General features: G+C 67.6%; 17 protein-coding genes. 8 read left to right on the top strand and 9 right to left on the bottom strand.

The annotated features are described in order from the left end of the window. Positions 1–408 precede the first annotated feature (408 nt). Positions 409–1,746: a cation:proton antiporter gene (locus AB0G52_RS33115; protein ID WP_361341521.1), complete on the top strand. Its 1,338-nt coding sequence runs from the start codon at positions 409–411 to the stop codon at positions 1,744–1,746. 398 nt (positions 1,747–2,144) lie between these two features. Then, positions 2,145–3,116 carry a zinc-binding dehydrogenase gene (locus tag AB0G52_RS33110; RefSeq protein ID WP_361341694.1) on the top strand — a complete coding sequence of 324 codons (972 nt, stop codon included), beginning with the start codon at positions 2,145–2,147 and terminating at the stop codon, positions 3,114–3,116. Between the two features lie 49 nt (positions 3,117–3,165). Here the strand turns inward: AB0G52_RS33110 and AB0G52_RS33105 are convergent, their stop codons facing one another. The 6 genes from AB0G52_RS33105 to AB0G52_RS33080 all read right to left on the bottom strand — a co-directional run bounded on the left by AB0G52_RS33105 (position 3,166) and on the right by AB0G52_RS33080 (position 15,059). Next, positions 3,166–3,744, bottom strand: a complete 579-nt coding sequence (locus tag AB0G52_RS33105) for a flavin reductase family protein (protein ID WP_361341518.1) — start codon at positions 3,742–3,744, stop codon at positions 3,166–3,168. Between the two features lie 4 nt (positions 3,745–3,748). Continuing rightward, the gene (locus tag AB0G52_RS33100) at positions 3,749–4,225 is read right to left on the bottom strand and encodes an acyl-CoA thioesterase (RefSeq protein WP_361341691.1); all 477 of its coding nucleotides are present in this window, start codon (positions 4,223–4,225) and stop codon (positions 3,749–3,751) included. A 2-nt stretch (positions 4,226–4,227) separates the two neighbouring features. Beyond that, positions 4,228–10,062 carry a type I polyketide synthase gene (locus AB0G52_RS33095; RefSeq protein ID WP_361341515.1) on the bottom strand — a complete coding sequence of 1,945 codons (5,835 nt, stop codon included), beginning with the start codon at positions 10,060–10,062 and terminating at the stop codon, positions 4,228–4,230. Then, a complete protein-coding gene (locus AB0G52_RS33090) occupies positions 10,059–11,084 on the bottom strand; it encodes an enediyne biosynthesis protein (protein ID WP_361341512.1) in 1,026 nt (341 codons plus the stop codon). The genes AB0G52_RS33095 and AB0G52_RS33090 overlap by 4 nt, the downstream gene beginning before the upstream one ends. Then, positions 11,081–13,063: an ASPIC/UnbV domain-containing protein gene (locus tag AB0G52_RS33085; RefSeq protein WP_361341509.1), complete on the bottom strand. Its 1,983-nt coding sequence runs from the start codon at positions 13,061–13,063 to the stop codon at positions 11,081–11,083. The genes AB0G52_RS33090 and AB0G52_RS33085 overlap by 4 nt, the downstream gene beginning before the upstream one ends. 145 nt (positions 13,064–13,208) lie before the next feature. Continuing rightward, complete coding sequence (locus AB0G52_RS33080; protein WP_361341506.1) at positions 13,209–15,059, bottom strand: tryptophan 7-halogenase; 1,851 nt, start codon at positions 15,057–15,059, stop codon at positions 13,209–13,211. Between the two features lie 268 nt (positions 15,060–15,327). On the opposite strand from AB0G52_RS33080, the gene AB0G52_RS33075 reads away from it, so the two are divergent. After that, a complete protein-coding gene (locus AB0G52_RS33075; protein WP_361341503.1) occupies positions 15,328–16,290 on the top strand; it encodes a hypothetical protein in 963 nt (320 codons plus the stop codon). Between the two features lie 68 nt (positions 16,291–16,358). Here AB0G52_RS33075 and AB0G52_RS33070 read toward each other — a convergent pair whose 3' ends face one another. Beyond that, positions 16,359–17,996: an MFS transporter gene (locus AB0G52_RS33070; protein ID WP_361341500.1), complete on the bottom strand. Its 1,638-nt coding sequence runs from the start codon at positions 17,994–17,996 to the stop codon at positions 16,359–16,361. Between the two features lie 106 nt (positions 17,997–18,102). Then, entirely contained in the window at positions 18,103–19,443 is a 1,341-nt protein-coding gene (locus tag AB0G52_RS33065) for a carotenoid oxygenase family protein (RefSeq protein WP_361341497.1), read from the bottom strand. Between the two features lie 61 nt (positions 19,444–19,504). Here AB0G52_RS33065 and AB0G52_RS33060 point away from each other — a divergent pair, with 61 nt between their 5' ends. Continuing rightward, entirely contained in the window at positions 19,505–20,155 is a 651-nt protein-coding gene (locus AB0G52_RS33060; RefSeq protein ID WP_361341494.1) for a TetR/AcrR family transcriptional regulator, read from the top strand. 677 nt (positions 20,156–20,832) lie between these two features. Here AB0G52_RS33060 and AB0G52_RS33055 read toward each other — a convergent pair. Beyond that, positions 20,833–21,603 (bottom strand): transposase, encoded by a 771-nt coding sequence (locus tag AB0G52_RS33055; protein ID WP_361341490.1) that lies wholly within the window; start codon positions 21,601–21,603, stop codon positions 20,833–20,835. A 113-nt stretch (positions 21,604–21,716) separates the two neighbouring features. Here AB0G52_RS33055 and AB0G52_RS33050 point away from each other — a divergent pair, with 113 nt between their 5' ends. From AB0G52_RS33050 to AB0G52_RS33035, 4 genes are all read left to right on the top strand, one after another. Beyond that, positions 21,717–22,112: a hypothetical protein gene (locus tag AB0G52_RS33050; protein ID WP_361341487.1), complete on the top strand. Its 396-nt coding sequence runs from the start codon at positions 21,717–21,719 to the stop codon at positions 22,110–22,112. A 1,056-nt stretch (positions 22,113–23,168) separates the two neighbouring features. Next, positions 23,169–23,939, top strand: coding sequence for a helix-turn-helix transcriptional regulator (locus AB0G52_RS33045; protein WP_361341689.1), 771 nt, complete (start codon positions 23,169–23,171; stop codon positions 23,937–23,939). 101 nt (positions 23,940–24,040) lie between these two features. Beyond that, the gene (locus tag AB0G52_RS33040) at positions 24,041–25,024 is read left to right on the top strand and encodes a DUF1702 family protein (protein WP_361341485.1); all 984 of its coding nucleotides are present in this window, start codon (positions 24,041–24,043) and stop codon (positions 25,022–25,024) included. Further along, positions 25,021–26,388 carry a cytochrome P450 gene (locus AB0G52_RS33035; protein ID WP_361341482.1) on the top strand — a complete coding sequence of 456 codons (1,368 nt, stop codon included), beginning with the start codon at positions 25,021–25,023 and terminating at the stop codon, positions 26,386–26,388. The genes AB0G52_RS33040 and AB0G52_RS33035 overlap by 4 nt, the downstream gene beginning before the upstream one ends. Positions 26,389–26,469: the final 81 nt, after the last annotated feature.

Here is a 26,469-nt window from a genome sequence, read left to right as displayed (position 1 = left end):
AGCCCAGCGACCATCTGCGCCTCCCTTCTCCGCCACGGTTCGTTCGCGCGCGGCTGCCCATGGCGGAAGCGGTGCACCGACATCTGAAGGACAAAGTCCGCAGCACAGCGGTGTACTTGGGTGCGCCCCGTTCCCCAGTCATGGCATGCGACCCTCGCCCTCCACTGCACCCGCCTGAGCGTGCGGTGGCCAGGGCGGGGCCCCTCCGCTCTGGCCACCGCCGAATGTGGGGGTGGGCGCACGGCTGCCACCACCACGCTCTACGGCCCTACGGTTTCCTGATCAAGCTGGGCACGCAGGGAGAAGCGGCGTCTCGCACTGCGCTGCACGCTGGGGGCGGGACCGGGTGCCGCTACTGCGTGCGGCACGGGACGCCGTTCATCGACCTCGCCGCGCAGGGAGACCGCCGTGGCCCCACCGCCGCCGATCGCCGCACACGCGCTGCTCGTTTTCCTCTTGCAGGTCGGCCTGCTGCTCTCGGCCGCCCTCTTGCTGGGGAGACTGGCCAACCGCCTGAGAATGCCAGCCGTTGTGGGAGAACTCTTTGCCGGCGTGCTCTTCGGACCGACGGTCCTCGGCCACCTGGCCCCGCACCTGTCCACGTGGCTGCTTCCCCATACTGCCGCTCAGTTCCATCTTCTGGACGCGATCGGGCAGATCGGTGTGGTGCTGCTCGTCGGTGTCACCGGCATGGAAGTCGATCTCGGCCTCGTGCGGCGCAAAGGAACTGTTGCCCTCCGCGTGGGTCTAGCCGGCCTGATAACCCCTCTCGCCGCCGGGATAGCTGCGGGGTTGGCGGCCCCGCACTCGCTGCTGAGCGAGTCGACGGACCGGGCGACATTCGCATTTTTCGTCGGTGTAGCCATGTGCGTGAGCGCCCTGCCCGTCATCGCCAAAACCCTCTCGGACATGGATTTGCTGCACCGGAACATCGGACAGTTAACGATTGCTGCGGGCGTCGTCGACGACGTGATCGGGTGGCTCCTGCTGTCGATCGTCTCCGCTATGGCCACGGTCGGCGTGCGCGGTGGGACGGTGGCGACTTCGGTCGCACTTCTCGCGGTGGCCATCCTGGTGTCTGCCACCGTCGCTCGTCCGCTCGTCCGCCGCGCCCTCACGCGCTCACAACGGTCAGCCGAGAACGGGCCGGCGATCGCGACCACCGTCTTGATCATCGTGTTGGGCGCCGCCGCAACGCAGGCCATGGGCTTCGAGGCGGCGCTCGGTGCTTTTCTAGGTGGCCTCGTCATCGGGTCGGTCAGCACCGCGGACCTCGCCCGGCTGGCCCCCCTGCGGACCATTGTGATGTCGGTTTTCGCGCCCTTGTTCTTCGCTACTGCGGGGCTCCGGGTGGATCTGACCGTCCTCACCCGCACCGTTCCGCTGCTCGCCGCTGTCGCCGCGCTGCTGATCGCAGTGGCTGGCAAGTTCGCCGGCGCGTACCTGGGCGCCCTGTCGAGCAAGTTGACCCGGTGGGAGGCGCTGGCGCTCGCTGGCGGAATGAATGCCCGCGGAGTGATCCAGATTGTGGTGGCCACAGTCGGGCTCCGTGTCGGCGTCCTGACTACGACCACGTACACCATCGCGATCCTGGTGGCGATAACCACATCGCTGATGGCACCGCCGACCCTGCGTCAGGCTATGCCGCACATCCTGCTGACCGAGGAGGAAACGGAGCGACGGCGGGCACTATCCGTCTTCCGCGGCCCGCTCTCGAGCGCAGACTCTGACTCTGAAGCAGCCTGATCGTCACCGTCGACGGCCTGGACGCGTGCCGTCCTCTACGGGATCCCTCCGCACGGGTCCGAGCCGCCATCAGCCCGGCGTCGTAACACTGTCTACGGTCCTGCAGATACTGCAGAGCGGTACTCACAGAGGCGGTCACGCGATGGGGTGTATCCCCATTCGTCTTCCGTCGGCAGCGACGCACCCCCTTGCCGCCAGCCGCAACCCGTGAGCAGCCCAGCAAAACCCGCGGGAACGGCCGGCGCATGCCCCTTCATGACAGACGGTCTCTGTAAGACAAACGAGTGATGTCAAAGGAGAGTTGCGAGAGCTCCTTGAGGATGCGGAGTAGTGTCCGCTTCCCGGCTCAGAATTCTTCTAAAGCAAGGGTGCCGATCCCGATGAGCGTTCCCGCCACGATGCGAGGCTTGCAGCAGACGTCGCTCAAGGGGCCGCAGGACCTTCGCCTGATCAACGACGCACCGGTGCCGGCACCCGGCCCGGGTGAGGTTCTGATCCGTGTCACGGCAGCGGGCGTCAACTACGCCGACATCTCGCAGTCCCACGGCACTTTCGGTAACGGCCCGCACCCGCCGTACCTGGCCGGTTTCGAGGCCGTCGGCGAGATCGCCGCCGTGGGAGATGACGTGAGCGGCGTACGACTCGGCGACCATGTCACTGGTGTCGGCTACGGCGCTTTCGCGGAGTACATGGTGCTTGCCGCGGCCGCCGCGGTGCCCGTTCCGCAGGGCTGGAGCGACGAGCAGGCGCTGGGGTTGGTGGTGAACTGGCCCACCGCCCTGGCCGCGCTCAAGCCGCTGGGCCAAATCTGCGGCGGCCAGACCGTACTGATCCACGCCGCCGCCGGAGGGACCGGCCAGGCTGCGGTGAAGCTGGCGAAGCATTTCGGCGCGGCGGTGATCGCGACCGCCTCTCCGGGCAAACACGAGACGGTGCGCGCCCTGGGCGCCGATCACGTGCTCGACTCGCACGGCCCTGACCTCGCCGCGGAGGCACTTGCACTGGCCCCCGACGGGGTGGATCTGGTGCTGGAGTCGGTGGGCGGTACCACCTTCAACGCCAGCCTGGCCGCGGCGAAACGGGTCGTGGGACGGGTGGTGGTGACCGGCCTGCCCGCCGGTGAGGCAGCGCTGAGCAACTGGGATCTGGTCTACCGCCACCAGGTGCAGGTGATCGGTCTGAATATCGGGGTGCTGATCCAGTCCGCGCCGCAGATCTTTGGCGAGGTGATGGGGGAACTGTTCGTGCTCATCGCCGCTGGGGTGCTCACTCCTGGGCGGCCCACCGTCTACGACCTCGCCGACGGGCCAAAGGCGTTGGCTGAACTGGAGGCACGCGCCACGGTCGGCAAGCTGGCCCTGCTGCCGTGAAAAAACACCTTAGCCTGGGCCTCGATGGGTGCGGGTCGTGCCTGGTGTCTCATGTCTCTTTGGTGCGCAGCCCGTGGAAGGCACCGTTGTAGAACAGCAAGGCGTCGTGCTCGTCACGGAGGCCCATGCCGAGGACTTCACCGAGGAATATGGAGTGATCCCCTCCGTCATACGTGGCCGTCAGCGAGCATTCGAGCCAGGCCAGAGCGTCCGCTACCAGGGGGGAGCCGGTAAATCGGCCGGGCGACCATTCGATGGGGGCGAACTGCTGGAGTCCGCGGGGGCGGCGGCGGTCGGCGAAATAGGAGGCCAGGTCCGCCTGACGCTCTGACAGCACCGAGACCGCGAAGGCCTTTCGGTCGAGAACGGCCTCGTGCATGGCCGCCTCACGGAGTACGCAGATGAGGATGAGAGGCGGGCTCAGCGATACTGAGGTGAAGGAGTTCGCGGTCATGCCGTGCGGCGTGGCACCGCCGGTCGTCACGACGGTGACGCCGGTGGTGAATCGGCCCAGGACGCGGCGCATGGCGCTGCGGTCGAGTTCGGTGTTTCGCTCTCCGTTGCCGCTAGGCAGATGCGGGGCTGGTGTGGCCAGTCCGGTGCCGGACGTCGGGTCGGTGTGCGTCATGGCGTCAGTCACCGTTCACGATGTTGGCGAGTACGCGCGGCTGTGTCGGCGGCATGCTCACGCTGTAGGGCTCCAGGGCCTTGCGCAGCGCGGCGGGTACCTTGGCCGGCCGGGTGTCGGTGTTGGGTCCGCGCATGCATGCGACTCGCTGGCGTCCCCGGGCGACCAGGTCCTCGAGTTCGTCGCGCAGTCGCACGTACTCAAAGGCGAACTCGATCTGGGTCTGCGTCAGATCCACGAGCCGCATGCGGATCGACAGCTCATCGAATGCGGTGATCTCGGCGAGGAACTCGCATTCGCACTTGAGCGTGAACAGTTTGAGGTCGTCACGGATCTCGTCGAGGACGTCGGGGGCGTGCTGCTGCAGGAACATTTCGCGGCATCGGCCCTGCCATCGCAGGTAGTTGACGTAGTAGACGTTGCCGACGAGGTTGGTCTCTTCGAATCCGACGAGATGCCGGTATTCGTAGTACGGGCGCATGGTCATTGCCTGCTCTCCTTCGTCTGCGTCAGCATCGTGAAGACCGCCGGTACGGTGCGTCCGTGCAGCATGGTGGGGAACGTTGCGATCCGGGCGGCGCCCGACTGCAAGACAACCCACCGTCCTGTCGTCGGCTCGGAGACCTCGACCAGGTGGGCGCGGGCGTGACCGCTCTTGCGCAGGCATTCCTGCGCGCCCCAGACGCGTGTTGCGGCGACCGAAAGGTCCTCACCGCGCTCACGGGCGATGTGTTCGGCCAGCGCGAATCCCTCCGTGCCGAGCAGGTCGGTCCACTCCTGGGCCGACCGGTTAACGGCTTCCTCGACGTCGCAGCCGACGACCTGCTGCGCGGCGACTGCAAAGGTCACGCCCGCGCCGTGTGATGCGGAGACGTGGATCCCCTCATCGGTCTCCGGCTTGCCGTCCGGCCGGTAGGTGAGGGAAGGTTCGTGGCCCAGCGCGAGAGCGAGTGCTTGAGCGGTGCGCGTGCGCCGGCCGGCCAGATCTCGGCCAGTTTCTTCCGCGTCCGGCCACACGGCCATGCGGAGCGCGGCGGGCAATACCGTCGGGCTCCGGCGCTCAAGGTAGGGGCCCAGCAGTGTCGGTGTCCACGGTCCCGTGCCGTCCTGCTTGCGGACCGCCTGCAGCCGGAGCCCTTCCCAGCGTTCGACGAGTGCGCCTGAGGGGTCGCGGACGTCGAGGTCGTATAGGTACGTGTCGCCGTCGCGGGAGCGTTCGGCAGCATGGAGGGTGACCCTGTCGAGCGTGCGCATGCGGGCCGGATCGGCGAGGTGGAGACGTTCTATGGCGGCGGGCAGCAGGGTCGCGTCGGGCACGCAGCACTGGATCGCGTGCATGAGCGCGTCACGAGTGCCCGGGTCGGCGAGGACCAGACCCGACGGCAGGAATCCCCCGAACCAGGGCTTGTCTGCCGTGTTGGAGACGTCGGCCACGCAGTGCTGTGCGGCCAGAGCGCGATAGCCCAGCAGCCGCTGGAAGCGGTCGCCCTGGAAGAGCACCGGGCCGTAGAGGTCCTCCTTGGGCGCGAGTGGCACGTCCATGGTCGGGAGCGCCGGGGGCGCGGTGTCCGGGGGTGACGGCCTGTCGAAGCGGAGGGTTGCCCGGAAGTGGTCCGCCTGGAAGCCGGTCTCGTCGCTGCGGATGACCGCCTGTACCGCGCCGTCTTCGGTGACGAGGGCGGCGACCCGGATTGTGGTCGTGCCGTCGGTGGGGACGACGACGGGGCGGAGGAATTCGACATCCTCCAGCAGTGGCGGGCCGGTGTGGCCGGTGAGTGCGGCGGCCGCCTGAGCCATGGCCTCCATGCCGAACACGGCAGGGAAGAGCAGATCGCCGTCGAGCAGGTGGTCGGCGAGGTAGAGATCGTCGGCGGCGGAGAGGTCTGCGTCGACGACGAGCTCGACGCCGGGATAGTGCAGGCGGGGCCGGTCGATGAAGCGGAGCAGGGGCAGCTCGCGGGGTTCGAGCGCGAGGGTGGGTAGGTTTTCGGCGCGGCCCATGACTACGACCGAGGTGGGTGCGTGCGGGTCGGAGAGCAGGCGTTTGAGGACGGCGACGCCCTCCTCGGGAGGGATTGGTCGGATGCCTTCGCGCATCAGCGACTCCAGGACGCCAAGGCGCTCGCCCATGCCGGTGCCCGACCAGACCGACCACTCCAGGGCGAGGCAGCGGCAGTGGGGATACTGATCGCGGATCTGGTAGGTGAGGTCGGTGAGCCAGTCGTTGGCCGTGGCGTAGTCCGCTTCCCCGCGCAGCCCGGCTCGGCCGATGATGCTGCCGAAGGTGACCAGGAGCCGCAGCGTGGCCGGGTCTGCGGCGGCGAGCACGGTCTCCAGTCCTGTGATCTTTGTTGCGAGGGTGCGGCGGAAGGAGGACTCGTCGAGGTTGGTCAGGGCGTGCGGTACGTTGCGGCCGGCGCCGTGCAGGATCGCCGTCACGGGACCCAGTGTCCGGTGCACCTCCTGGATGGCAGCCTTGACCTCGTCCGCGGAGGTGATGTCGGCGCGCACGTAGTGGTGGCTGACGCCCGCGGTGTCCATGCGTGCCAGGTTCGCCGCGAGTTCCGGGTCGGTCTGCGGATCGGAGCGCCCCATGAGGGCGATGGCTGTGCCGGTGGTGCGCGCGAGGTCGAGGGCGCACTCGGCGGTGATGCCCTTGCCGCCGCCCGTCACCAGCAGCACGTCCTTGGCGCCGAGGGCGAGCGGTTCACCGGGGGCGTCGCGCGCCGGCAGCGGGCGCAGCAGCGGAATGTGGCGTACGCCGGCCCCGTTGTAGACCGTCTCGCTGAAGCCCGTGGTTGCGGCGATGTCGGCGACGAGCTGCGGGACGATCGCGGTCAGGAACGCGTCCGGCACCGGCTCGGCCAAGGGCAGAGTGATGAGCGTGGTGGCGACGGCGGGCGCCTCCAGGTGGAGGGTTTTGGCGAGTCCGGCCGCCCCTCGCCGGTCGCCGACGATGACGAAGCGTCCGGGTGCCCCGGGTGAAAGGGCGGCGCGTGCGGCGGCCAGCATCAGCGGCGTGTGGCTCTCGTCGCAGTCGTGCGGCAGACACAGTAGTACTCCGGAGCCGAGCCTGGATCGCCGCAGCGCGGCGTGCAGGGCGGGGGCGAGTGGGTGCCGGTCGGTGGTGAAAAGCTGCCAGTCGCCGTCTGCGGGCGGTGCAGCCGCACGACCGGGCTCGGCGGGCACGAGTTCGACGGAGAATGCCCTGATCCAAGGACCGGCGCCAGCGATGTCGCTGGTGGTGTCCTCTTCTGCGGAGCGTGCCGTCTCGCCGAGTTCGTCGAGCATTTCGGCCAGCTGGGCCAGTGTCGATGTTGCGAACGCCGAGGTTGCCAGGGGCGCGGCCAGTCCGAGTTCGCGTGAGGCCTGTGTGACGATCTGCCCGACGGTGATCGAGCTGAGGTGGAGTTCGTCGATGGGGTTGCTCTGCGCGCTCACCGCCTCCAGCGGCAGTTCGGCCCGCTCGGCGGCAAGGCGCCGCAGTACGTCCAGTGTGTCGGCCTCGTCGGTGTGGGTTGGCGCTTCCGGGGCCTGTGTGGTGGGGGTCTGTTCGGTCTGCGAGGTGGCGAGGTTCGGCAGCTGGCTTTCCGGTGCCGATTCGCAGGGGCTGGCCAGGAAGTGCAGCGCCTTGTCGAGCGGGAACGGCCGCGTGAAGCGGTCTTGGAAGAGCAGATCGTGACGCACGGGTGCGCCGAGCGCATAGGCGAGGCCGACCGCGCGCAGCAGTCCGGACAGCGATGTGCTGTCGGCCTCCAGCGATACGGAGGGCAGGCCGGGGGCGATCTCTGCGGCGAGGTTGCGCAGGATCCGGCCGGGCCCGACCTCGATGAAGAGATCGACGTCTTGGGCCATCGTGTGGACGGCTTCGGTGAAACGCACCGGTTCGAGGATCTGACGTGTCAGCAGGTCGGGCACGTCGGTTCCGGCCGGCAGGACGGCGCCGGTGACCGTGGAGACCATGGCCTGGGTCAGTGGGGTGAAGCTCTCTCCGCGCAGATGGTCGTGGAAGGCGGTGGCCGCCGGGGCGACAGCCTCGGAGTGGAACGCGTGCGAGACCGGGATGTCGGTTGCCGCGAAGCCCTGGCCGGCGGCGCGTTCGCACACGCGCCGGACGGCGTCGGAAGGTCCGCTGACGACCGTCTGCTGGGGGCTGTTGTATCCGGCGATCACTACCGGCTCGCCGGCGAGGAGCGGAAGGACATCGTCGGGCGGGGCAGCGACGCTCGCCATGGTGCCGCCGCCAGCACTCGCCTGCGCCATGATGCGGCCGCGGGCCGTGGCGGCGCGCAGCAGGGCCGCCTCGTCCATTGCGCCCGCCCAGTGCAGGGCGGTCAGCTCGCCCAGGCTGTGGCCTGCGGCCGTGACGGCCGTGATGCCGAGGCGGGACAGCGTGCGCAGGCCCGCGACGGAGGAGGTGACGATCCTTGGCTGAGCGTTCTCGGTCGCCACCAGGTCGGTGCCTGGCGGCATCGGCAGCGTACGGTGGAGTTCATCGATGTCGGCGAAGCGCCGTCGCAGTGCTCCGCCGTCTCCGCGTCGGCCTGCCCCTTGTCCGGGGAAGAGGAAGCCGATCCGCGGCGGCCGAATAGAGGTGCCCGCGAAGACGCCGCGTTCGGTGTCGAGGACGGAGCGTGCACCGTTGTCGAGCATCGTGAGCAGGGTGTCAAAACGTCGTCCGGCCTCCTCGGGGTCGCCGGCCACGACCGCGGCGCGGAAGCGGCGTGCGTCCAGTTCGTGCTCGAGTGTGGCGGCGAGGTCACCGAGTTCGGCGAAGGAGAGTTGGCCGCACAGTTGTGCCAGTTGCGCGATCCGCCCGCGTAGCGCGGGGATGTCGTCGGCGTCGACCAGGAGCAGCTCGGCGTCCTGCCGTGAGCGGGCGAGCGCCTCGACCTTCGGCCCGCACCCGGCGTCCGGGGCGCTGTCGGCTTGCTCCACGACGACGTGGGCGTTGATGCCTCCGAAGCCCATCGAGGACACGCCGGAGCGGATGGGATGGTCTGCCGGCCAGGGCTCCGGCGCAAGCGGCACACGCAAGGCGGGCTGTTCGCCCGTCAGTTCGGGGTGAGGGTCGACATGCCCGGTGGCCGGCGGGATGACCTGGTGGTACACGGCGAGGATGGCTTTGATGAGGCCGGCGACGCCGGCGGCTGCTTTGGTGTGGCCGATGTTGCCTTTGATGGTGCTGATCGCTGCTGCGGGTGCCGTGGGGTCGGCGGCGCGGCGTGCTTCGCTGAACGCCCGGAGTTCGGTTGCGTCGCCGACGGCGGTGCCGGTGCCGTGGCCTTCGAGGTAGGCGACCGTGTCGATGCCGTATCCGGCGGACTGGTAGGCGCGCTGCAGCGCGAGCCGGTGTCCGGCGGCCTCCGGGCGGGTGATGCCGCCCTTGCCGTCGGAGGAGTAGCCCCAGCCGGCGAGGACGGCGTACCGGGGCAAGCCTTGCGCGATGGCGTCCTCGTCGCGCATGAGGACGAGCATGCCGCAGCCCTCGCCGGGCCAGAATCCGTTGGAGCCGCGGTCGTAGACGCGCATCTCGCCGGTGGCCAGGGCGCCGGTCTTGGCGAAGCCGATGACCTCGAAGGGGTCGATGCTCAGGTCTACGCCGCCGGCGATGGCCGCATCGAGCTGGCCGTTGGCCAGGGCGTTGGCCGCGGTCGCCACGGACAGCAGTGAGGAGGAGCAGGCGCCGTCGACGGTGAAGCCGCCACCGTGGAGGTCGAAATGGTTGCATACGCGTCCGGCGATGGTGTTGGCGAGCCCGCCGGCCAGGGTGTCCTCGTTGATCGGCGGGAAGGCGCTTTTGTAGCGGGTTTCGAGGTTGGCGAGGAAGAGGCCGAGCGCGGCGTCGTCCCAGCCCTGTTCGCGCAGGGCGGCGCCGACCGTGCGGCGCACGTACGGCCAGCGCAGCCGCATGAGGTTGGCGCGGCTGAACTCGCCGGTCAGGGTGTTGCCGATCACGACGCCGGTGGCGTGGCGGGGCAGCCCGTTGCCGTCGGGGAAGCCCGCGTCCTGCAGAGCGCGCGCCGCGGTGTCCAGGGCCAGCCAGTGGGTCATGTCCGTGGACCGGAAGGTGCTGCCCGCGATGCGGTGGCTGACGCGGTCGAATTCGAACCCCTCGAGGACGGCGGCCTTGCGCGTGTAGAAGCGGTCGGGGGCCGCCGGGTCGGGTGAGTAGTAGTCGTCGAGGTTCATGCGCTCGTCCGGCAGGCGGCGGAATGCCCGGCGGCCGGCGAGGACGTTCTGCCAGAGCTGGTCGGTCGAGTTGGCGTCGGGGTAGCGGCAGGCGACGCCGACGACGGCAATTCGGTGGCTGCTCATGCCCGTATCGCCCCCACGTCGGTGGTTTCCGGCGCCCTGGCCGGGATGTCCTCGCTCATCGCTGTGACGTCGGGGGCGCGCCGGGAACGCCAGCGCTGGAGAAGGGCTGCCACCCACCAGCCGGCTCCGCGGGCGCCGCAGACGATGACGAGTGCGAAGAAGAGGGTGTAGGTGACGTTGAGCTGCATCAGGGCGCCGTAGACGAAGGCGACAGAGCCGCCGAACATGAACTGCGCGCGTCCCTTCATCGGTGTCGTGCCCGGGTCGGTGATCATGTAGTTGGTGAAGAGGACAAACGCGACGCCGGTCATCGAGCCCAGTGCGGAGAACAGGGCAACGTCCCAGATGCCGTGGCGTACGAAGGCCTGGATGGCGAAGCCGCCCATCCAGCCGACGATCAGCGGCACCTTGCGGGTGAGCATGGTGTTAAGGACGGTGCCGGCGGTGGCGATGATCAGCGCGATCATGATCCTGAAGAACGTGTTGGCGTTTTCGGTAAACTCGTAGGGCGGCGCGATGCTGACCCAACTGCCGAAGCAGACCAGGGACATGGCGATGCCGAAGTTGGACGGGTTCATGAAGTGCCGCATCCGCCCGTTGATGGGCGCCTGGAAGGCGTGCTTGCCGGCGACGCCGACGAACACGCCGAAGATGACCGGCAGGATCTGGTTGTTGGCGTAGAGCAGCATGTTGACGGCGAGTGCCGTGATGTGCGAAGGCAGCAGGAACTCGTACACGCCGCGCGGTCCGCCGTCGAGGAACCGCGGCCGCCGCTGGTAGGCCCACGCGCTGATCAGTTCGAACGTGATCTCGGTCGTGTAGCCCGTCAGCAGGGCGAAGACCGGCCACAGGTAGGGCTGTTCGAAGCCGAGCAGACCATAGCCGAACACGTTGAACACCGTGATCGACATGGCGAAGTTGCGCAGCGCGAGATAGCGCGGATCGGGCTTGGGCTTCGTCGGCTTGGCGATGGCGTTCGGCGGAGCGCTGTCGGTCTGAGAGGGGTGCACGACGGCGGTCATCGGCTCGAAACCTCCTGAGCGGTGCCGGTGAGCATGAGGGTGTGGACGCCGGGGCTGAGCTGGAGCGTCTGCTGGTGCAGGCCGCCGTCGGCGTCGCGCCATTGGATGTGCGCCGAGACGGGGCCGCTGTAGGTACCGAGCCCGAAGTGGACGTCGAAGCTGCGGAAACCGACGTGGCCGCCGCCGCCGTCGAGCTGTGAGATCTGGGTGCCCTGCGGTGTGGTGATCTTGACGGTGGCGTCGTAGGCGGGCGAGCCGATCGCTTCGAGACCCTTGCCGGCATGGGCCAGATCGGTAGAGGGGCGGTACAGCTCGAGTTCGAGCGCGTTGCCGCGGTCCGGTGCCTGGTTGGTGTAGAACGCGGGCGGTCCCCACTGCCTGGCCACCGCGAAGTCCAGGGTGCCGGTGCCGGTCGTGTCGCCGGTGGCGACGGCACGGGTCGGGGTCGGCACGGCCAGGCCGATCTTCTTGCTGACGTTCACGTACTTGCCGCTGGAGTTCTTGGCGTAGAAGGCGAGGGCCTCGTGGCCGGATATGTCGTCTCCGGGCTGGAAGTTGGGCCACATTGCCGGGTTGATGAGCAGGTCGTCGTTCTCGGTGGCCGCCTCCTGCAGCCAGTTCCAGCGGTTGGCCTTGCCTTTGATGAAGCCGTCGGTCTGGATCACGTCTTGTTCACCGCGGTTGAGGAAGTCGCCGGTCTTGACGTCCCAGCACCAGCCGGTCCAGGCGAGGCCGTACTGCTGGGCCTCCTGCGTGAAGGGGGCGACACCCTTGCTGAGCTTCTTCTGCATGTCGGCGACGTTCGCCGCCTTGTTCATGAAGAGCAGGTTGCTCTCCTCCAGGCCCCAGGCGACGTTGATGTTGCTCACGTAGAAGTCGAAGTTGCCGTTGCTGTTGAGGTCGGCGAAGTCGACGCCCATGCCCTTGAAGGAGCCGTTTCCCAGGACGAACGACTTGGGCGTTGTCCCCGTGCGCTGGCCTTTGGCCTCCGTGAACTTGATGTGGCCGGGGGTTGATCGGTTGTACAGCAGGTGTCCGTGGCCGAAGTCGTTGGCGATGTAGGCCTCCGGCAGGCCGTCCCCGGTCAGGTCGGCGCCGGAGATCGCCAGAGTCCACCCGGTGGAGATCTGGAAGGGGATCGCGCCTTCCTCCTGGACGTAGTGGGCGGCGGGGTGGGCGCCGGAGACCGCGTCGGTCCAGCGCAGCACGTGGTCGCCGCCGGCGTTGTTGCCGGAGGAGAGGCTGTTGGTCATCGTGACGTTCTTCAGACCCTTGGGGTCCAGTACGTCGGAGTCGGGAAAGTAGTTGCCGACGATGATCGAGGGGTGGCCGCTGCCGTCCAGATCCGAGATGTAGACGGCGTCGGTGTTCCAGCGCGGGCCGTGGTATTTGCCGTCGGGCGACTGGGAGGGGACGAGTTCCTGCGGCGCGTAGGCGCTGGGCGAGGGTGTGGTGGCGGTCGACTTCGGAAGGAACAGGATCGGGGTGCGTCCCCAGTAGGTCACCAGGAAGCCCATGCGCCCGTCACCCGTGAAGTCGCCGGCCGCGCAGCCGGTCGGTGCCATCGTGTCGTCGTAGGGCAGTGGCGCCGCGTCCAGAGTGAAGGGAGTGAAGCGGTCGCCCGTCGGCGCGGTGGGCGTGTAGGTCACGATCACCTTGTTGGTGCGGGTGTCGACGATGCACATGCCGTCCGCGCGGCCGTGGCCGGTGATGTCGTTGATGGCGATGCTGGCCCCGACGGCCGAGATCCAGGAACGGACCTTCTGATAGGCGCGGTTGACCTTCCGGATCGTGTTCATGTGCTGGTTGTTGTAGCCGGGCGGGAGGGTGATGGGCAGTTCGTGGAACTTGTAGCGCGCGGCGGTCTGTTCAGCGCCGGACACGCTGACCGCGCTGTTCGCGCCGAAGAAAAGCGTGGTGGCGACGACGATGGCCAGGACTCCCGGCACCAGCCGACGAAGACGCTTCCTCAGCCTCACGGCGATCTCCTCTCGAAACAACGGTCATGACGGTGTGGGGCGTCTTCCGCTGGACCGCCCGGGTATGTGCCTCGATCACCGCGGCAGTGAGGAAGGCGGGGCGGGCCTGCCGGGCCGCCCCGCCGGACGCCTCGGTGCTGTGCCCTCAGCCGGTTGCGGTCGGCGAGACCGGGTCCGTGGAGACCTCGAAGCCGTTGAGGTCGGCCGGATCCGGCACGGTGGGCGCAACCGGCGTCACGAGCTCTTGGTGCGCCTCGAGCGCCGGCGCGATGCACCACCAGTCGCTGTTCTTAGCGAAGAAGATGTCGCGCACGGCGGAGAAGCTGCGCCGCCATGCGTCGCGTGCCTCGCCCAGCGCGAAGGCTGCGCCGTCGCGGGCGTACGTCGTCAGCGGGAAGGTGCAGTTGTCCCGGTAGACCGGGTCGCCGTGCATCCGGTACCAGGTGACGTGGCGGGCACCGGGGATCAGCGTGAACGTCGCCGTGGCGGTCTTCTTGGGGTCGCCGAAGCCCATGTAGGGCGGCAGGAAGTCGACCGTGCGGAAGCGGGCGAAGATGCGCTCGCTGGCTTCCTTGTAGGTGATCTCGCCGGCGAGTGCGGCGTCCATGTAGGCGCGCGAGGCCTGCGCCATCTCTACGACGCCCGGCAGGTGGCTGCCCAGCACGCCGATGCGGCTAGGCTCGGTGGTTTTGTCGAGCCAGGCGCGGTCCTTGGTCTTGTGGTAGTGCATCAGCAGGGAGAGAGGCCCGAACGTGCCCAGCAGGCTGCCCATCACCCAGTTGCGGTTCCACGCGTTCCAGGTGTCGTAGCTGGCGAAGGAGTCAAAGGAGCCGGAGACGACGGTGTCGTAGTGGTCGAACCCGCGGTTGACCACGTCTTCCATGAACTTGAACCGCTCGGTCGCGTAGTCGTTCTCCTCGACGGCCTTCAGCAGCGATTCGGCGATCAGGTCGACCGCGGCGATGAGGACCGACATGCCGCTGGAGTAAAGGGGGTCGATGAAGGCGGCCGCGTGCGGCAGCTGGATGAGGCGGGGCGCGGTCAGGTGGGGCGAAGAGTACTGGATGCGGCCCGAGCGGATCCACGGACGGGCGGCGCGCGCCTCGGCGAAGTGCCGGGCGACTGTCGGGTAGGCGGAGATGATTCGGCGGAACTCCTCCTCCGGACTCCCGTGCGGCTCGGGGTGTTTGCGCCGGTCGAGCATCAGACCCACGCTGGTCAGAGGGTTGGTGGCGTCGCGGTGGTTGCTGAAGGGGATGACCCACATCCAGCCGCCGTCGAAGACGTGGTGCATGGTGGACTGGCCGAGCGGCGAGATCAGGTTGCGGCGGCTTTTGGGATCGAGCAGGAGATCGGTGCTCTTGACGCCCATCATGTGGGTGTAGATGGTGCGGGTGTCGGTGCGGAAGCGGGGCACCTCGTCGCGCATGCCGAGCTGGTCGGAGACCATCGAGCGCATGCCCGAGGCGTCGATCAGGAGCTTGGCCCGGTACGTCTCGCCGGAGTCCGCGCGCAGTTCGACCTCGTCGGCTCCGAAGGTGATGTCGGAGATGCGGGTCTGGGAGTGGAACGCCGCGCCGTACTTGACCGAGAGAGCGGCGAGGTAGGCATCGGTGTCCTGGCGGAACAGATGCGAGTCCGGACCGACGGGTGGTGTCAGCGTCCCGAACTGGTTGATCTCCTCGGGGCGGTTCTCCTCGCCGGCACGGTGATACATGAAGCCGAACGAGCGCTTCACTCCGCAATTGCTGCTCACGTGCTTGCGCAGCTTGTGGAACGTGCCGATCCATCCGATCTCCGGGACGCCGTATTTGTCGGCGACGATTCGCAGCCGCAGCCCGGTCTCCGGAATCAGGGATTCGCCGATGGTGAACCTGGGATGGGTCGCCCCTTCGAGCAGGAGCGTCGAAACTCCGTGCCGGGCGAGGATGCACGCGAGCATCGAGCCGCCGATTCCCGACCCGAGGATTGCCACTTCATATCGCTGAGTGCCCATGGGTTCCCCATAATCGCGGTTGTCCGTGAATTGACTACTCGCCAGGTTTCCTGCTCGCCGACTCCAGGATGACCGCTGGACCTGCGCTGGGTCTTCTCTCGACTTGCCGTTACCCCGGGGTGCGGCATGAAAGAGCGCAATCCTGAAGATGCCGATCTATGGAAGGCCGATTGAGGGCAGGATCGAAGAAGCGGAATGGACGAATGGGCCGGAGACTCACGACTGACGACCGTGGCGTGCGGCCGTTCATCCACCCAGGAGGAAATCTATGACCAACGTCGTCGCCGAGACATCGGCGATTCCCCGGGCCGGGACATCCATGTTCGTTAACGGACTGTTTCCGCGGCGCCGAGCCCTTGTGGTCGTGGTCGGTTTCGTACTCGGATTCCTGCTGGCTTATGCGTGGTCTCCGAAACTGGCTGACGACCAGATCGGTTTCAACAGCGCGGACGCCATGCTTGGGCACAACGCCCTCACGACCCCCATCGCCGGCATCGCCTCCGGCGTGATCTTCGCCTTCGTCTCCGGTCTGGCCGGGTCATTCACCGCGTGCAATGTGATGGTGCTGGGTGCGGTGGGTCCACTGGTCGGCGAATCTGCGTTGTCACGCCGGGAGTCACTGACCCGGATCGCACGGCCGATCGGCTGGCTGGCCGCCGGCATGCTGCCGGTCTCGGCCCTCTACGGCGCGATGGTCGGGATCTTCGGCACGCACATGCCGCAGTTCTCCACCATCCACTCCCCCGGTCTGTCACCGCGGATCATCCAGGCAATGATCGACTTCGGGATCATCGGTCTCGTCATGATCGTCCTCGGTCTCGCGGCCGCGGGCATCGTGCCGGACCCACTCGCCGCGGTCTCCCGGCGCTTCCCCAACGCGCCGCTGGTCCTCATGGGGGTTCTCATCGGTGCTTTTCTGATCGGCCGGCCCTATCCGCTGTTCGGCCAGATGTTCCGCAGCGCCGCCGAGCGGCACAACCCGGCGTACGGGGCGGCGGCGTTCGCGCTGCAGTCGCTGGGGAACATCGTCGTGATGTCGCTGATCGTCGTGCTGATCTCGCTCGTCCTGCGGGGGCGGGCGGGGCGCTGGCTCGCGGCGGAGCCCGCCCGGGTGAGCGCGCTGACGGCATCGGGCTTCCTGGTCGCCGGCGTGTTCGCGGTCGTGTACTGGGATGTGCGATTGCTGCACCTGCTGGGCTACATCTGGTTCCCGACGGCGCCTTGGCACTGAGAACGGCGGCACACGCAGAGCGGCCCGGCGCCTGAGGCGCCGGGCCGCTCTGCGTAGGGCAAGCCGTCTTAGGCGGCCTGGGAGGTGGCCAGCAGTTCGCTGCTGATCTCCTCCAGTTTGCGGCGCTTGGTCTCGGGGCCGATCCACAGGAAGAGGAGGGCTGCCAGGAGCAGCGGCACCGCGCCGATCACTGCGGTCATCGCGATCGAGGGAATGGTGGTGGCGGCGACGACGATCGCGATGATCAGCACCCCGCCCAGTTTGGTCATGCCGGCAGCCAGGCCCGACCCGCGCGAGCGCAGCATGGTGGGGTAGACCTCGGCGGCATAGGCGGAGACGACCGCCGCCACCGAGCTGATGGCGGACAACGGCACGACGAGCAGCAGCGAGAGCGCCAGGTGGTGGTGCACGAGGGAGTTGCCTGCCACCACGAAGCCGCTCAGCGCCAGCGCCGAGGCGACCGACAGCCCGACGATCGTCCTGCGGCTGCCCCACCACCCGTACGCGATGGCCACCAGTACGGTGAAGGGGAGGCCGAGCAGCGCTGCGTTGCGCACGACGTAGTCCGATTTCACGGCCGAGAATCCGAGGTGCTGCAGGTTGGTCGGTACCCAGAGCTGGAAGCCGTAGGTGACGAGCCCTGTGCCGAGGGCGAGGACGGTGATGGCGAGAGTGGGACCGAGGAACGGGCGCTGCAGCAGCCGCAGGCCACTGCTGCGGACTGCTCCTTCGGCGCTTTCGGCGAACTCGGCGTCGGACGGGATTTCCTGCACCGTGGCGCCGTACCGGGCCATGATCGCGCTCGCTTCCTCTTTCCGGCCGCGGGCGATCAGGTAGCGGGGCGATTCGGGGATCCAGTGGTTGAGGGCGATGAAGAGCAGTCCCGTGGGCAGGCCGATGAGCCAGAGGATGCGCCAGCTGTAGGTCGGGGTGAGCCATCCGGCCAGCCAGCTGGTGGCCACGTAGGCGCCGGCGATGTCGCCGCCGACGAGGACCATCAGCCAGCCGCGGTGGCGTGCGGGGATTGTCTCGGCCATCAGCGCGAACGCGATCGGGAGCATGCCGCCGACGCCGAGGCCCATGAGGAAGCACATCAGCAGGTTCCAGTAGAAGCCGGGCATCGCTCCGCAGATGGAGGTGGTGACGAAGAGGATCCCGGCGAGCAGGATCGAGGAGCGCCGCCCGATGCGGTCGCCCAGCCAGCCCCAGATCAACGAACCGACGACCGTTCCGCTGATTCCCATCAGAGGGAGCCACGAGACGGGGATGTGCCCGTGCGGGTTGGCGGGGGATTTCAGGCCGTACTCCTGGGCCACACCGGGCGCGACGAATGACAGTGTCGCCGGCTTCATGACGTCGATCGTGACCGCGATGGCGAGGACGACGAGCAAGGCGATGTGCTGGCCCCGAATGGGGGCGTCATCGATGGCTGTGACCCGGATGCGCTGTGCCGATTTCTTGATCTCGCCTCCGCGTGCGGGCAGCACCCCGTACAGCGCGGCCACCAGCCCGACCAGGATCAGCGCCATTCCCGTGATCATGGCGGCGTCCGGGTGCATCCCGGACATCATGTAATGCATGTGGCGCGCGCCGATGTACATCGGCAGATGCAGCGCGACGCCCGTGGCGGAGGCGAGAACGCCAAACCAGAACGCTGCCGGGTGCTCGAACTCCCCCCAGGCACGATCGAGAACCCTCAGCGCCATGAGCCTTCCTCTCGTCCCGTCGGACACTCCAAACGAGACTAGGGACGGCGGCGCCGCGCGCCTTCTTCCAAATTGACCCGATCGCCAAAAGCGGCTGGAGGTTGCCTCAGGCTGCGATCCATGCCGCGTGCAGGCCGTGCGGCACGCGCAGCGGCAACTGCACGACGGCTGCCGGCTCTCCGGTGAAGTCGCCCGTGTCCACCACTACCAGGTCACTGCGATCCCGCTCCGCGTCGTAGACGAGGCTCAGCAGCCAGCCGTCCGCCTCGGCGGCGTCATGGCTGCGCGGTACGAAGACCGCTTCACCGGTCTCCCGTCCTGGGCCGAACTCGTGGACCTCGGTACGGCCGAGGGCCAGGTCGTGGCGGAGCAGGCCGGGGCCCGCAAGGTAGCCGCCACTCCCGCACGGCGACATGGCGACTGCGAAGCCGTACCGGTTGTAGGAACCTTTGTAGCGGTCGTCGATCCTGGGGAACTCCTCGGCTTGCTCCTCAAGTTGCCTTTCCACGACTGTGCCGCTGCGCGGGTCGATCGTCCACCGCCAGAGCGTGGGGGCCGTCTCGCCCGGCCGCAGCGGCTCGCTGTCGAAGACACGGGGGTGGCGGACGAGGTGGATGATGATCCGGTTTTCGCTCTCGTAGGCGTTGAGGGGATGGAAGACGTAGCAGGGATCAACATCCATCCAGAGCACGTCAGGGGCTGTGGCCTCCCTCGGCAGCACGCCGATCCGGGAGCCGTGGTCCGTGCGCCACCGGTAGGGGACGCGGGAGCCGGCGGCTGCCGCGGCCGGGTCGTAGGCGACCGGCAAGTCGTAGAAGACGGCGTAGCGTTCGGTCAGCGAGAAGGCGTGCATCATCGGTGGGGCCTTCACCGCGATGGGCATCGTCCTGCGGACCCTGCCGTCGGCGCCGATGACGTGGTACCGGACGTAGGGCGGTTCGTGATAGTAGGACACCGCGAACATCTCCCCAGTGAGCGGATCGATCTCCGGGTGGGCCGAGAACCCCCCGGAGAGGGTTCCGTCGAAGTCGACGCGGGCCACGGTGTCCAGGCCGGTGTCGATCTGGACCGGCAGCGCTCCCCCGTCGCCAACCGCGAGGATGCGTCCCGCGTGCTGGATCAGGTTGCCCCCGGCGTCGTCGGACAGGCCGTGGCGGGGGCCTGGTGCGGGCAGTTCTCCCAGACGAGAGCAGACCCGGTCTGTCCGCAGCCACTTGTTGCGATACCACTGCGCACGTCCGTCCTGGATGCGGACGGCGTGCACCATGGGCGCCCCCTCGAACGCGTGGCGGCGCGCGTCGCGGGCACCCAGCGGGTTGGGTCCTATGCGGGTGAAGGTGCCGTTCAGCTCTTGCGGCAACTGTCCCACCACCTCTGGTTGGGACACGGTGGCCTCATAGGAGACCGGCTGGTAGCCGCCTGCCTGCACATACGATGTGCCGCCCATCCCCGCCTCCGTCACATACCACCGTTACGTAACATTGTTACTTTCGGCGTCCTGTGCGACCATGTCAAGGGTGAGCCCTCGACAAGCCGACCCTGAAGTGAGCGCGAATCTGATCCTGACCGCAGCACGCATCCTGCAGGAGGAGGGGCCGAGCGCACTGTCCACCCGACGGCTCGCCGCAGCCGTGGGTACGTCGACGACCGCGGTGTATACCCACTTCGGCGGCATGGACGACCTGGTCAGGGCAATGGTCCACGAAGGGTTCCGGCATCTGAACGACCGGATGGCCGAGGTCGCGCAGACCGATGATCCCGTTGCCGACGTCGCGGCCCTCGGATACGCCTACCGGGCCAACGCGCTGGAGCATCAGTACCTGTACTCGGTCATGTTCGGGGGGGCGAGCCTCGGCGGCTTCGCTCTCTCCGACGACGAACGACAGCACGGGCGCTACACGCTCGAGACGCTGGTGGGCGCCGTGACCAGATGTATGGAGGCGGGCCGGTTCCGCCCCGACGACCCGGCGCGCGTGGCCCATCAGATGTGGATCGGAGTGCACGGCCTCGTCACGCTGGAACTCGGCGGATACCTCATCGAGCCGTACGATGCCGAGACCTGCTTTCAAACGTTGGTATGCAGCATGCTCGTGGGGGCCGGCGACGACGGCGAGCAGGCGGCCACGGCAATGGACATCGCCCGCGCGCGCCAGAAGTGAATGGCGGGTAGAGCAGCCCGGAACGCGCCTGGCCAAGAAGGCTGCGCCCAAGCGCTCTGCCGGTCAGCTACCGAGTCCCAACGAGGACTTACTCAATGTGGCCCAATGAGGACACGCAGGTCCAGCGGTCTGTCGTCCGTCCAGGGTGCGGCCCCGCAACGAGTAATCGATGCCGGGTGCCGGGACGCGGCTCAGCCGTCCGTCAACTCCCGTGTGCGCATCGGGCTTGAAGGGCGCCGCCGTCTACGGGTCCAGCCGTTGGCTGTCGGCCATGTCCTGGCCTGTTCGAGGCCGTCGGCCGCCGGAGGGGGGCTGGCGCTGTCCGAGCGCGCCGGCCCCCGCCAGCGAAGCGGAGTTGCCGGGTCGGACCGAACACCTCAAGGACATCAAGGAGGGGATACGTGTCGCTTTGGCGGTCCTCAGCAGACCAAGGCAATCGATGAGGATGAGCGACTTGCGCGGTTGGCTGCAGGCGGACAGACGCTGGTGGCGCACCACCGCGAACACCAAGACCAAGCAACTGGGGATGTCCTACGCGTTCGGTTCTCTCGCGTTCCACCAAGGCGTGGCGCATTGACGGGGACACCATCCGCTCACAAGAGGCGACCCTGAGGGATGTCCCGTAAATGATCTCCGGATCGGCTTGGGCAGGGTTGACCGCCGCACGGCCCTCTGGTCTAGCCGGCGAGGGTGAGGTTGTGCATCCGGGCGATGCCGAGCATGGCGTGGTGGACGCCGTCGCCTTTGAGGCGGCAGTCGCGGAGGACTTTCCAGGTCTTCATCCGAGCGAAGACGTGCTCTACGCGGGCGCGGACGTGCTTGTGAGACTTGTTATGTTCCTCTTTCCAAGCTGGGAGCTCGCTCTGGCCGCGCTCACGGCGGTGCGGGATGACGAGTCCGGTGCCCGGGTAGCCGCCGTCGGCGATCGTGAGTGTCTTGCCGACAGCGGCTTTGGCTCCGGATTCCTCCCATGCCTTGCAGTCGTTGCGGTTGCCGGCGAGCGGCCGACCGACCACGACGACCAGGCGGGTGTCGGCATCGATGACGACCTGGTGGTTGGTGGAGTACCGATAATTCTTCGACCGCTCGGCGATGGTGTGATCCCGGGTGGGGACCAGGGTGCCGTCCACGATGAGCACGGTGCCCTTGGCGAACCGCCTGCGAGGCCGCAGGGCAAGCGCGGGACCGAGGTGGTCGATAATCCGGTCGGCTGCGGACTTCGAGATGCCGAAGAGCAGCGCCAGTTGGCGCATCGTCAAATTTGTGCGCCAGTAGGCCGACACGAGCAGCACCCGGTCCTCCAGCGAAAGGGACCACGGCCGGCCCTTGCCGACCGGATCCGCACCTTCGCGGCGCAGCGCGGCCACCAGCTTCCTGAAGGAACGCGGGCTCAGCCCGCTGAACGGGGCTATCCAAGACGACTCCGACGCCGTGATCACACCAGCCACCACAAGATCGTTCCATGATGCCGGCACAACACCGCGATCCTCTGTCTCCCCGCCCAGCGTCGGCCACGCCGCATCCTGTAGCAACGCCCACGCTCAGTCTCTACAGTCACCGCATGGCCACCGAAGACGAGCCCTCAAGCCAGCTCGCCATCGCCACGATGCTCACCGACCAGACGAGCGCGCGCAAGCCAGCACGCGAGGCCATAGCCGCCGGCGCCGAGGTAAGGGTTTTGGACAGGGAGGTACCCCAGTGGATGGTCGCCGGCATCGCCGCAACGAGGTTGAGACGGACGTTGGCCCGCGGCCTGCAAGAGACCATCGGACTTGACGAGACCGTTGAGATCCTCGCACGGCACCGCGGCAAGCAACTGCGTACCGGGACCATCGACGCAGCAGACCGGCTCTGGTTCTTCAATCTGTACTTCGACGTCACCGGAACCGAGCTCTTGGCGTGCAGCGGTGTCAAACGTTCTCGGAGGCCCAGCACGAACGACTCGTTCGGGCCCTGAGGTGATCCGCATCCGCCGCCTGCCTGACCGCAGCCGCCACTACCTGCAGAACCTCAGCTTCGAGGAGCAGGTCGTGGAAGCAGGCATGCGGAAGAAGTCTCAATTGCGGTCGGGTGTTACGGGACACGCCTTAGGGGCTGGAGCCGGGCCCCTGGAGCGCAGGGGGAAGGCCCTGTTCAGGCCTGGCGGCTCCCGGGGTCTTGCTGATCGACTCCATGTCATGCGGGGAGTGGGCCTCGGCGAGAGCCAGGCTGCCTCAGCCTCGCCGTCGGCCACGCCGAGGACACGGCACCTCCGTAAGACGCCCTGACACGGGCAGGCGTGCGTTACCGAGCGCCGAAACGGCCACCCCGTCACCCTCCGTGTCTGATTCAGCTGCATCCAGGCAGGTGCTGGATCTCAGACATCCGGAAGGCCGGCCGCCGAACGCGAGCGAGGGAACGGAATCACAGATCCGAAATTTACCCGATACTTGCCACTTGCAGTGACCGCGATGGTTGGCGTTTCGCCATTCACCGTCGGCCATTTGCCGCTGCGGCCATGCAGAGGCGGAGCGAGTAAGCGATCACCTCACCTTGAAGGCGAACAGGTGCGGAAATAGCGGAATCACAGATTCGGAAACTTACCCGATACTTGCCACTTGCGGTGATCGAATTGGGTGCAAGCCACTGCCGGACACCGACGATTCATGGTAGGGGCCACACCGAGCCAGGCACGAGCCCCGCCGGTCGACGGAACAAGAATTCGCCGCTGAAGAGAAGTCAAGGTCAGCCGGTCGAACCGTGAGCATCGGTACGAACCAGTGTGCTCATCGGTCACAGATGACACTCAGGGGCACCCTTGTCCGTTTATTCACAGGAAGCACAATGAAACTGACAGGTGCAAATCTGGTACAGGCAACTTCAAAGAAGTATGCGAGATGGGAACATGCGCATCATCTAACCGCATCTCAGCGGCTGCTGAAGCGTTTCGGCAGCCGATCATGAGCTAGCCGGATCAGACGACGGGGGTCCAGTGGAGGTATCGAGACTGGCGGTGGAACGCGCCATAACGACGATGTGGGATCACTACAGTGAGCCATTGTCCTTAGATGAGATTGCGGACACCGCAGTACTGAGCAAGTTCTACTTCTCGCGGGTCTTCCGCAACGTCACCGGAACCTCGCCCGGACGCTTCCTGACGGCGATCCGGCTGTACAGCGCGAAGAATCTGCTCCTGGAGACGTCGCTGAGCGTCACGGACATCGCGTATCAGGTGGGCTACAACAGCCTGGGTACGTTCACCACCCGCTTCACCCGGAGCGTCGGCGCCTCACCGACCCGCTTTCGGTCGCTGTCCCACAGCGGACTGCCCCAGTTGCCGCGCTTCGAGACGGGCGCGGACAGCCGGACCGGCACGGTGCACGGCACGGTGGTGCTGCCACCGACCAGCACTCCCTTGCGCGTCTATGTCGGCGCGTTCAGCAGTCCCATCGTCGAGGGGATGCCCGTCTCGTGCGACATCCTCGAAAGTCCCAGCGACGCATGCCGGGTCCTTGCCTACCGGCTCAGTGCAGTACCGGTGGGCGAGTGGTACGTCCGCGCGGCCGCCGTGGCAGTGCGCTGGGCCGACGTCGATCCGCGTCCCTGGGCGCGCCACCCGCTCCTGGTGGGCGCGGGCAAGCCCGTGGTCATGCGGGCTGACCAGGACGTCGAGCTGAGCATTCCGATGCGCACAGTGGACAGGACCGACCTGCCGATCCTGCTAGCTCTGCCGGAGCTGGACAATCGGCATCTTCCCGAGGCCAAGCCAACTCCGCGCCGGACTCCGGAGTTGGCCTCGATCTGACGCAGCACCATCTTGGCAAGCAGGGAGTAGGCGTGTCACCGCGCGGGTTGGCACGCTCCGACATAGGCGGGTACTGGGCGCCCCGCCGAAAGGAGACAAGCATGGCCAGTGGTTGGCGAGCGCTCAGGCGCCGGATTCTGACGCCGAGCACGTCGGAGGCGAGCCTTTCGGTCCGTGGCTTCCATGTGAAGAGCGCTGCCGCACGGGAGACGCTGGAAACGATCGGTGAGACCTTCCTGACCGGGTATGCGTATGCCGCTGAAGCGCGCCGTCCCGAGGATGCCGAGGCGCGGCTGGAGGAACTGCCGTGGCAGTTCCGCGGGTTCGCCTACGAAGGTGCCGGCATGGGTTTCGCCATTCGTGACGGCCTGCCGTTCGGAGGGCGCAACGTGAGCCGGTTCCTGAAAGGCCGCGCCAAGGAGCACGTGTACATGGTGTATGTCGGGGTCGGCTGGGCCATGGCCCGGCTGCCGAGGTTTCGGTGGTCGAAGGCTTCCGCCGCCGCGGCGGATCCGCTGTTGCGGTGGCTCGTTCTCGACGGGTACGGCTTCCACCAGGCCTACTTTCACACCGACCGGTACGTGCACGGGCAGTATCAGGAGCCTAACTTCCCCTGGCCCGCAGGTGGTCCGGCCCAGTACGCAAGCCGTGTGATCGACCAGGGCATCGGGCGGGCGATCTGGTTCGTCGGCGGAGCCGACCCCGACCGGGCAACCGACCTGATCGACGCGTTCGACGAGAGCCGTCGGCCCGACCTGTACAGCGGTGCCGGGCTGGCGGCAACCTATGCGGGCGCGCTGGACAGGGATGAGCTGCACACTTTCATCCGCCGCGCCGGCACCCACCTGGGGCAGGTCGCGCAGGGCGCCGTGTTCGGCGCGACGGCGCGGTTCCAGACGGATCTCGTGACGGCGCACACCAGGCTGGCGACCGATCTGCTCTGCGGTATCACGCCAGCGCAGGCTTCCGAGCTGGCCGACCGGAGCCGCAGCGAGGCATTCGGTCCTTCCGACGTGCCCTCCTATGAGTTGTGGCGGCAACGCATCACGTCGGGTCTCGTCGAACTCCGGCGGGCCGTTCCGTGACCACCACCCGTTCTGCGGTCCCGCAGATCCGACGGCGCATGCCCGGGCCGCCGCGCACCTCCGTCCTCCCCGTGCTGACCAGGATGTTGCGCAGCCGTCTGGACGTCATGGCGTGGGCAGCTGCCGAGTACGGTGACGCCGTCCGTCTTCCGCTGGGCCCCAAGACGCTCCACTTCTTCAACCACCCCGATCATGCCAAGCACGTTCTGGCCGACCATGCCGAGAACTACACCAAGGGCCTCGGCATGATCCACGCCCGGCGTGCCCTCGGAGACGGACTGCTCACCAGCGAAGGCGAGATCTGGCGCAAGCAGCGCAAGACGATCCAGCCGGTCTTTCAGCCAAAACGGATCGCCCGCCAGCTGGGCACCATCAGTGAGGAGGCCGAAAGGCTGACCGCACGGCTTCAGGCCCACATCGGTGAAGGCCCGGTCGATGTGCGTGAAGAGATGACCTCGTTCACCCTCGGCGTTCTCGGACGGACGCTGATCGACGCCGACCTCGGCGCCTTTGACTCGCTAGGTAGCTCGTTCGAGGCCGTGCAGAACCAGGCGATGTTCGACGCCATCACCCTCGGCACGGTGCCGCTGTGGCTTCCGCTGCCCTTGCAGACCCGCTTCCGGCGCGCCCGGCGCGATCTGCAGCGCATCGTCGACCAGTTGGCCGCCGATCGTGCCGCCAGGCCTGCCGGCGACGACATCGTCTCGCGGCTGATCAAGTCGGTGCGCCAGGAACCCGACCAGCGGGTGGGGCGCATCCGCATGCGTGACGAACTGGTCACCTTGCTGCTTGCCGGGCACGAAACCACCGCCAGCACGCTGAGTTGGGCATTCCACCTGCTCGACGAGCACCCGCAGGTGTGGGAACGGCTGCACGACGAGGCCCTGGAGGTGTTCGCACAGGGGCCGTTGACCACCGAGAGCCTGCACGGGCTCATCTACACCACGCAGGTCCTCGATGAGGTGATCCGTCTGTATCCCCCGGTGTGGCTGCTGCCGCGCATCGCCCGCAGGGCCGACAGCATCGGCGGGTACCCGGTCGCCGCGGGCGCCGATGTGCTGCTGTGTCCCTACCTGCTCCACCGCCACCCCGATTTTTGGACGGCGCCCTCGCGCTTCGACCCGGAGCGGTTCACCCCTGCCGCTTCAGCGGGAAGGCACCGCTACTCTTACATCCCCTTCGGGGCGGGACCGCGGTTCTGTGTCGGAAACAGCCTCGGCATGATGGAGGCGACGGTCGTCCTCGCCACGGTGGCGCGCGAGCTGCGTCTGACGAAGGTGGCCGGATACAAGGTCGCCGGTGAGGCGATGCTGACCCTGCGGATCCGCGGGGGTCTGCCCATGAGGGTGCGCCAGGCGACGTGAAAACGGACTGCGGGCATGGAACCGGCCGGGGCGGGGGGTGCCGCCCCCCCCGCGGTAAAGCACGCCGCGCCGGCTGCCACA

It is taken from the genome of Streptomyces sp. NPDC021562 (genome assembly GCF_040640875.1).
Lineage (GTDB): Bacteria > Actinomycetota > Actinomycetes > Streptomycetales > Streptomycetaceae > Streptomyces.
This window is presented reverse-complemented; position numbering and strand designations above follow the sequence as displayed.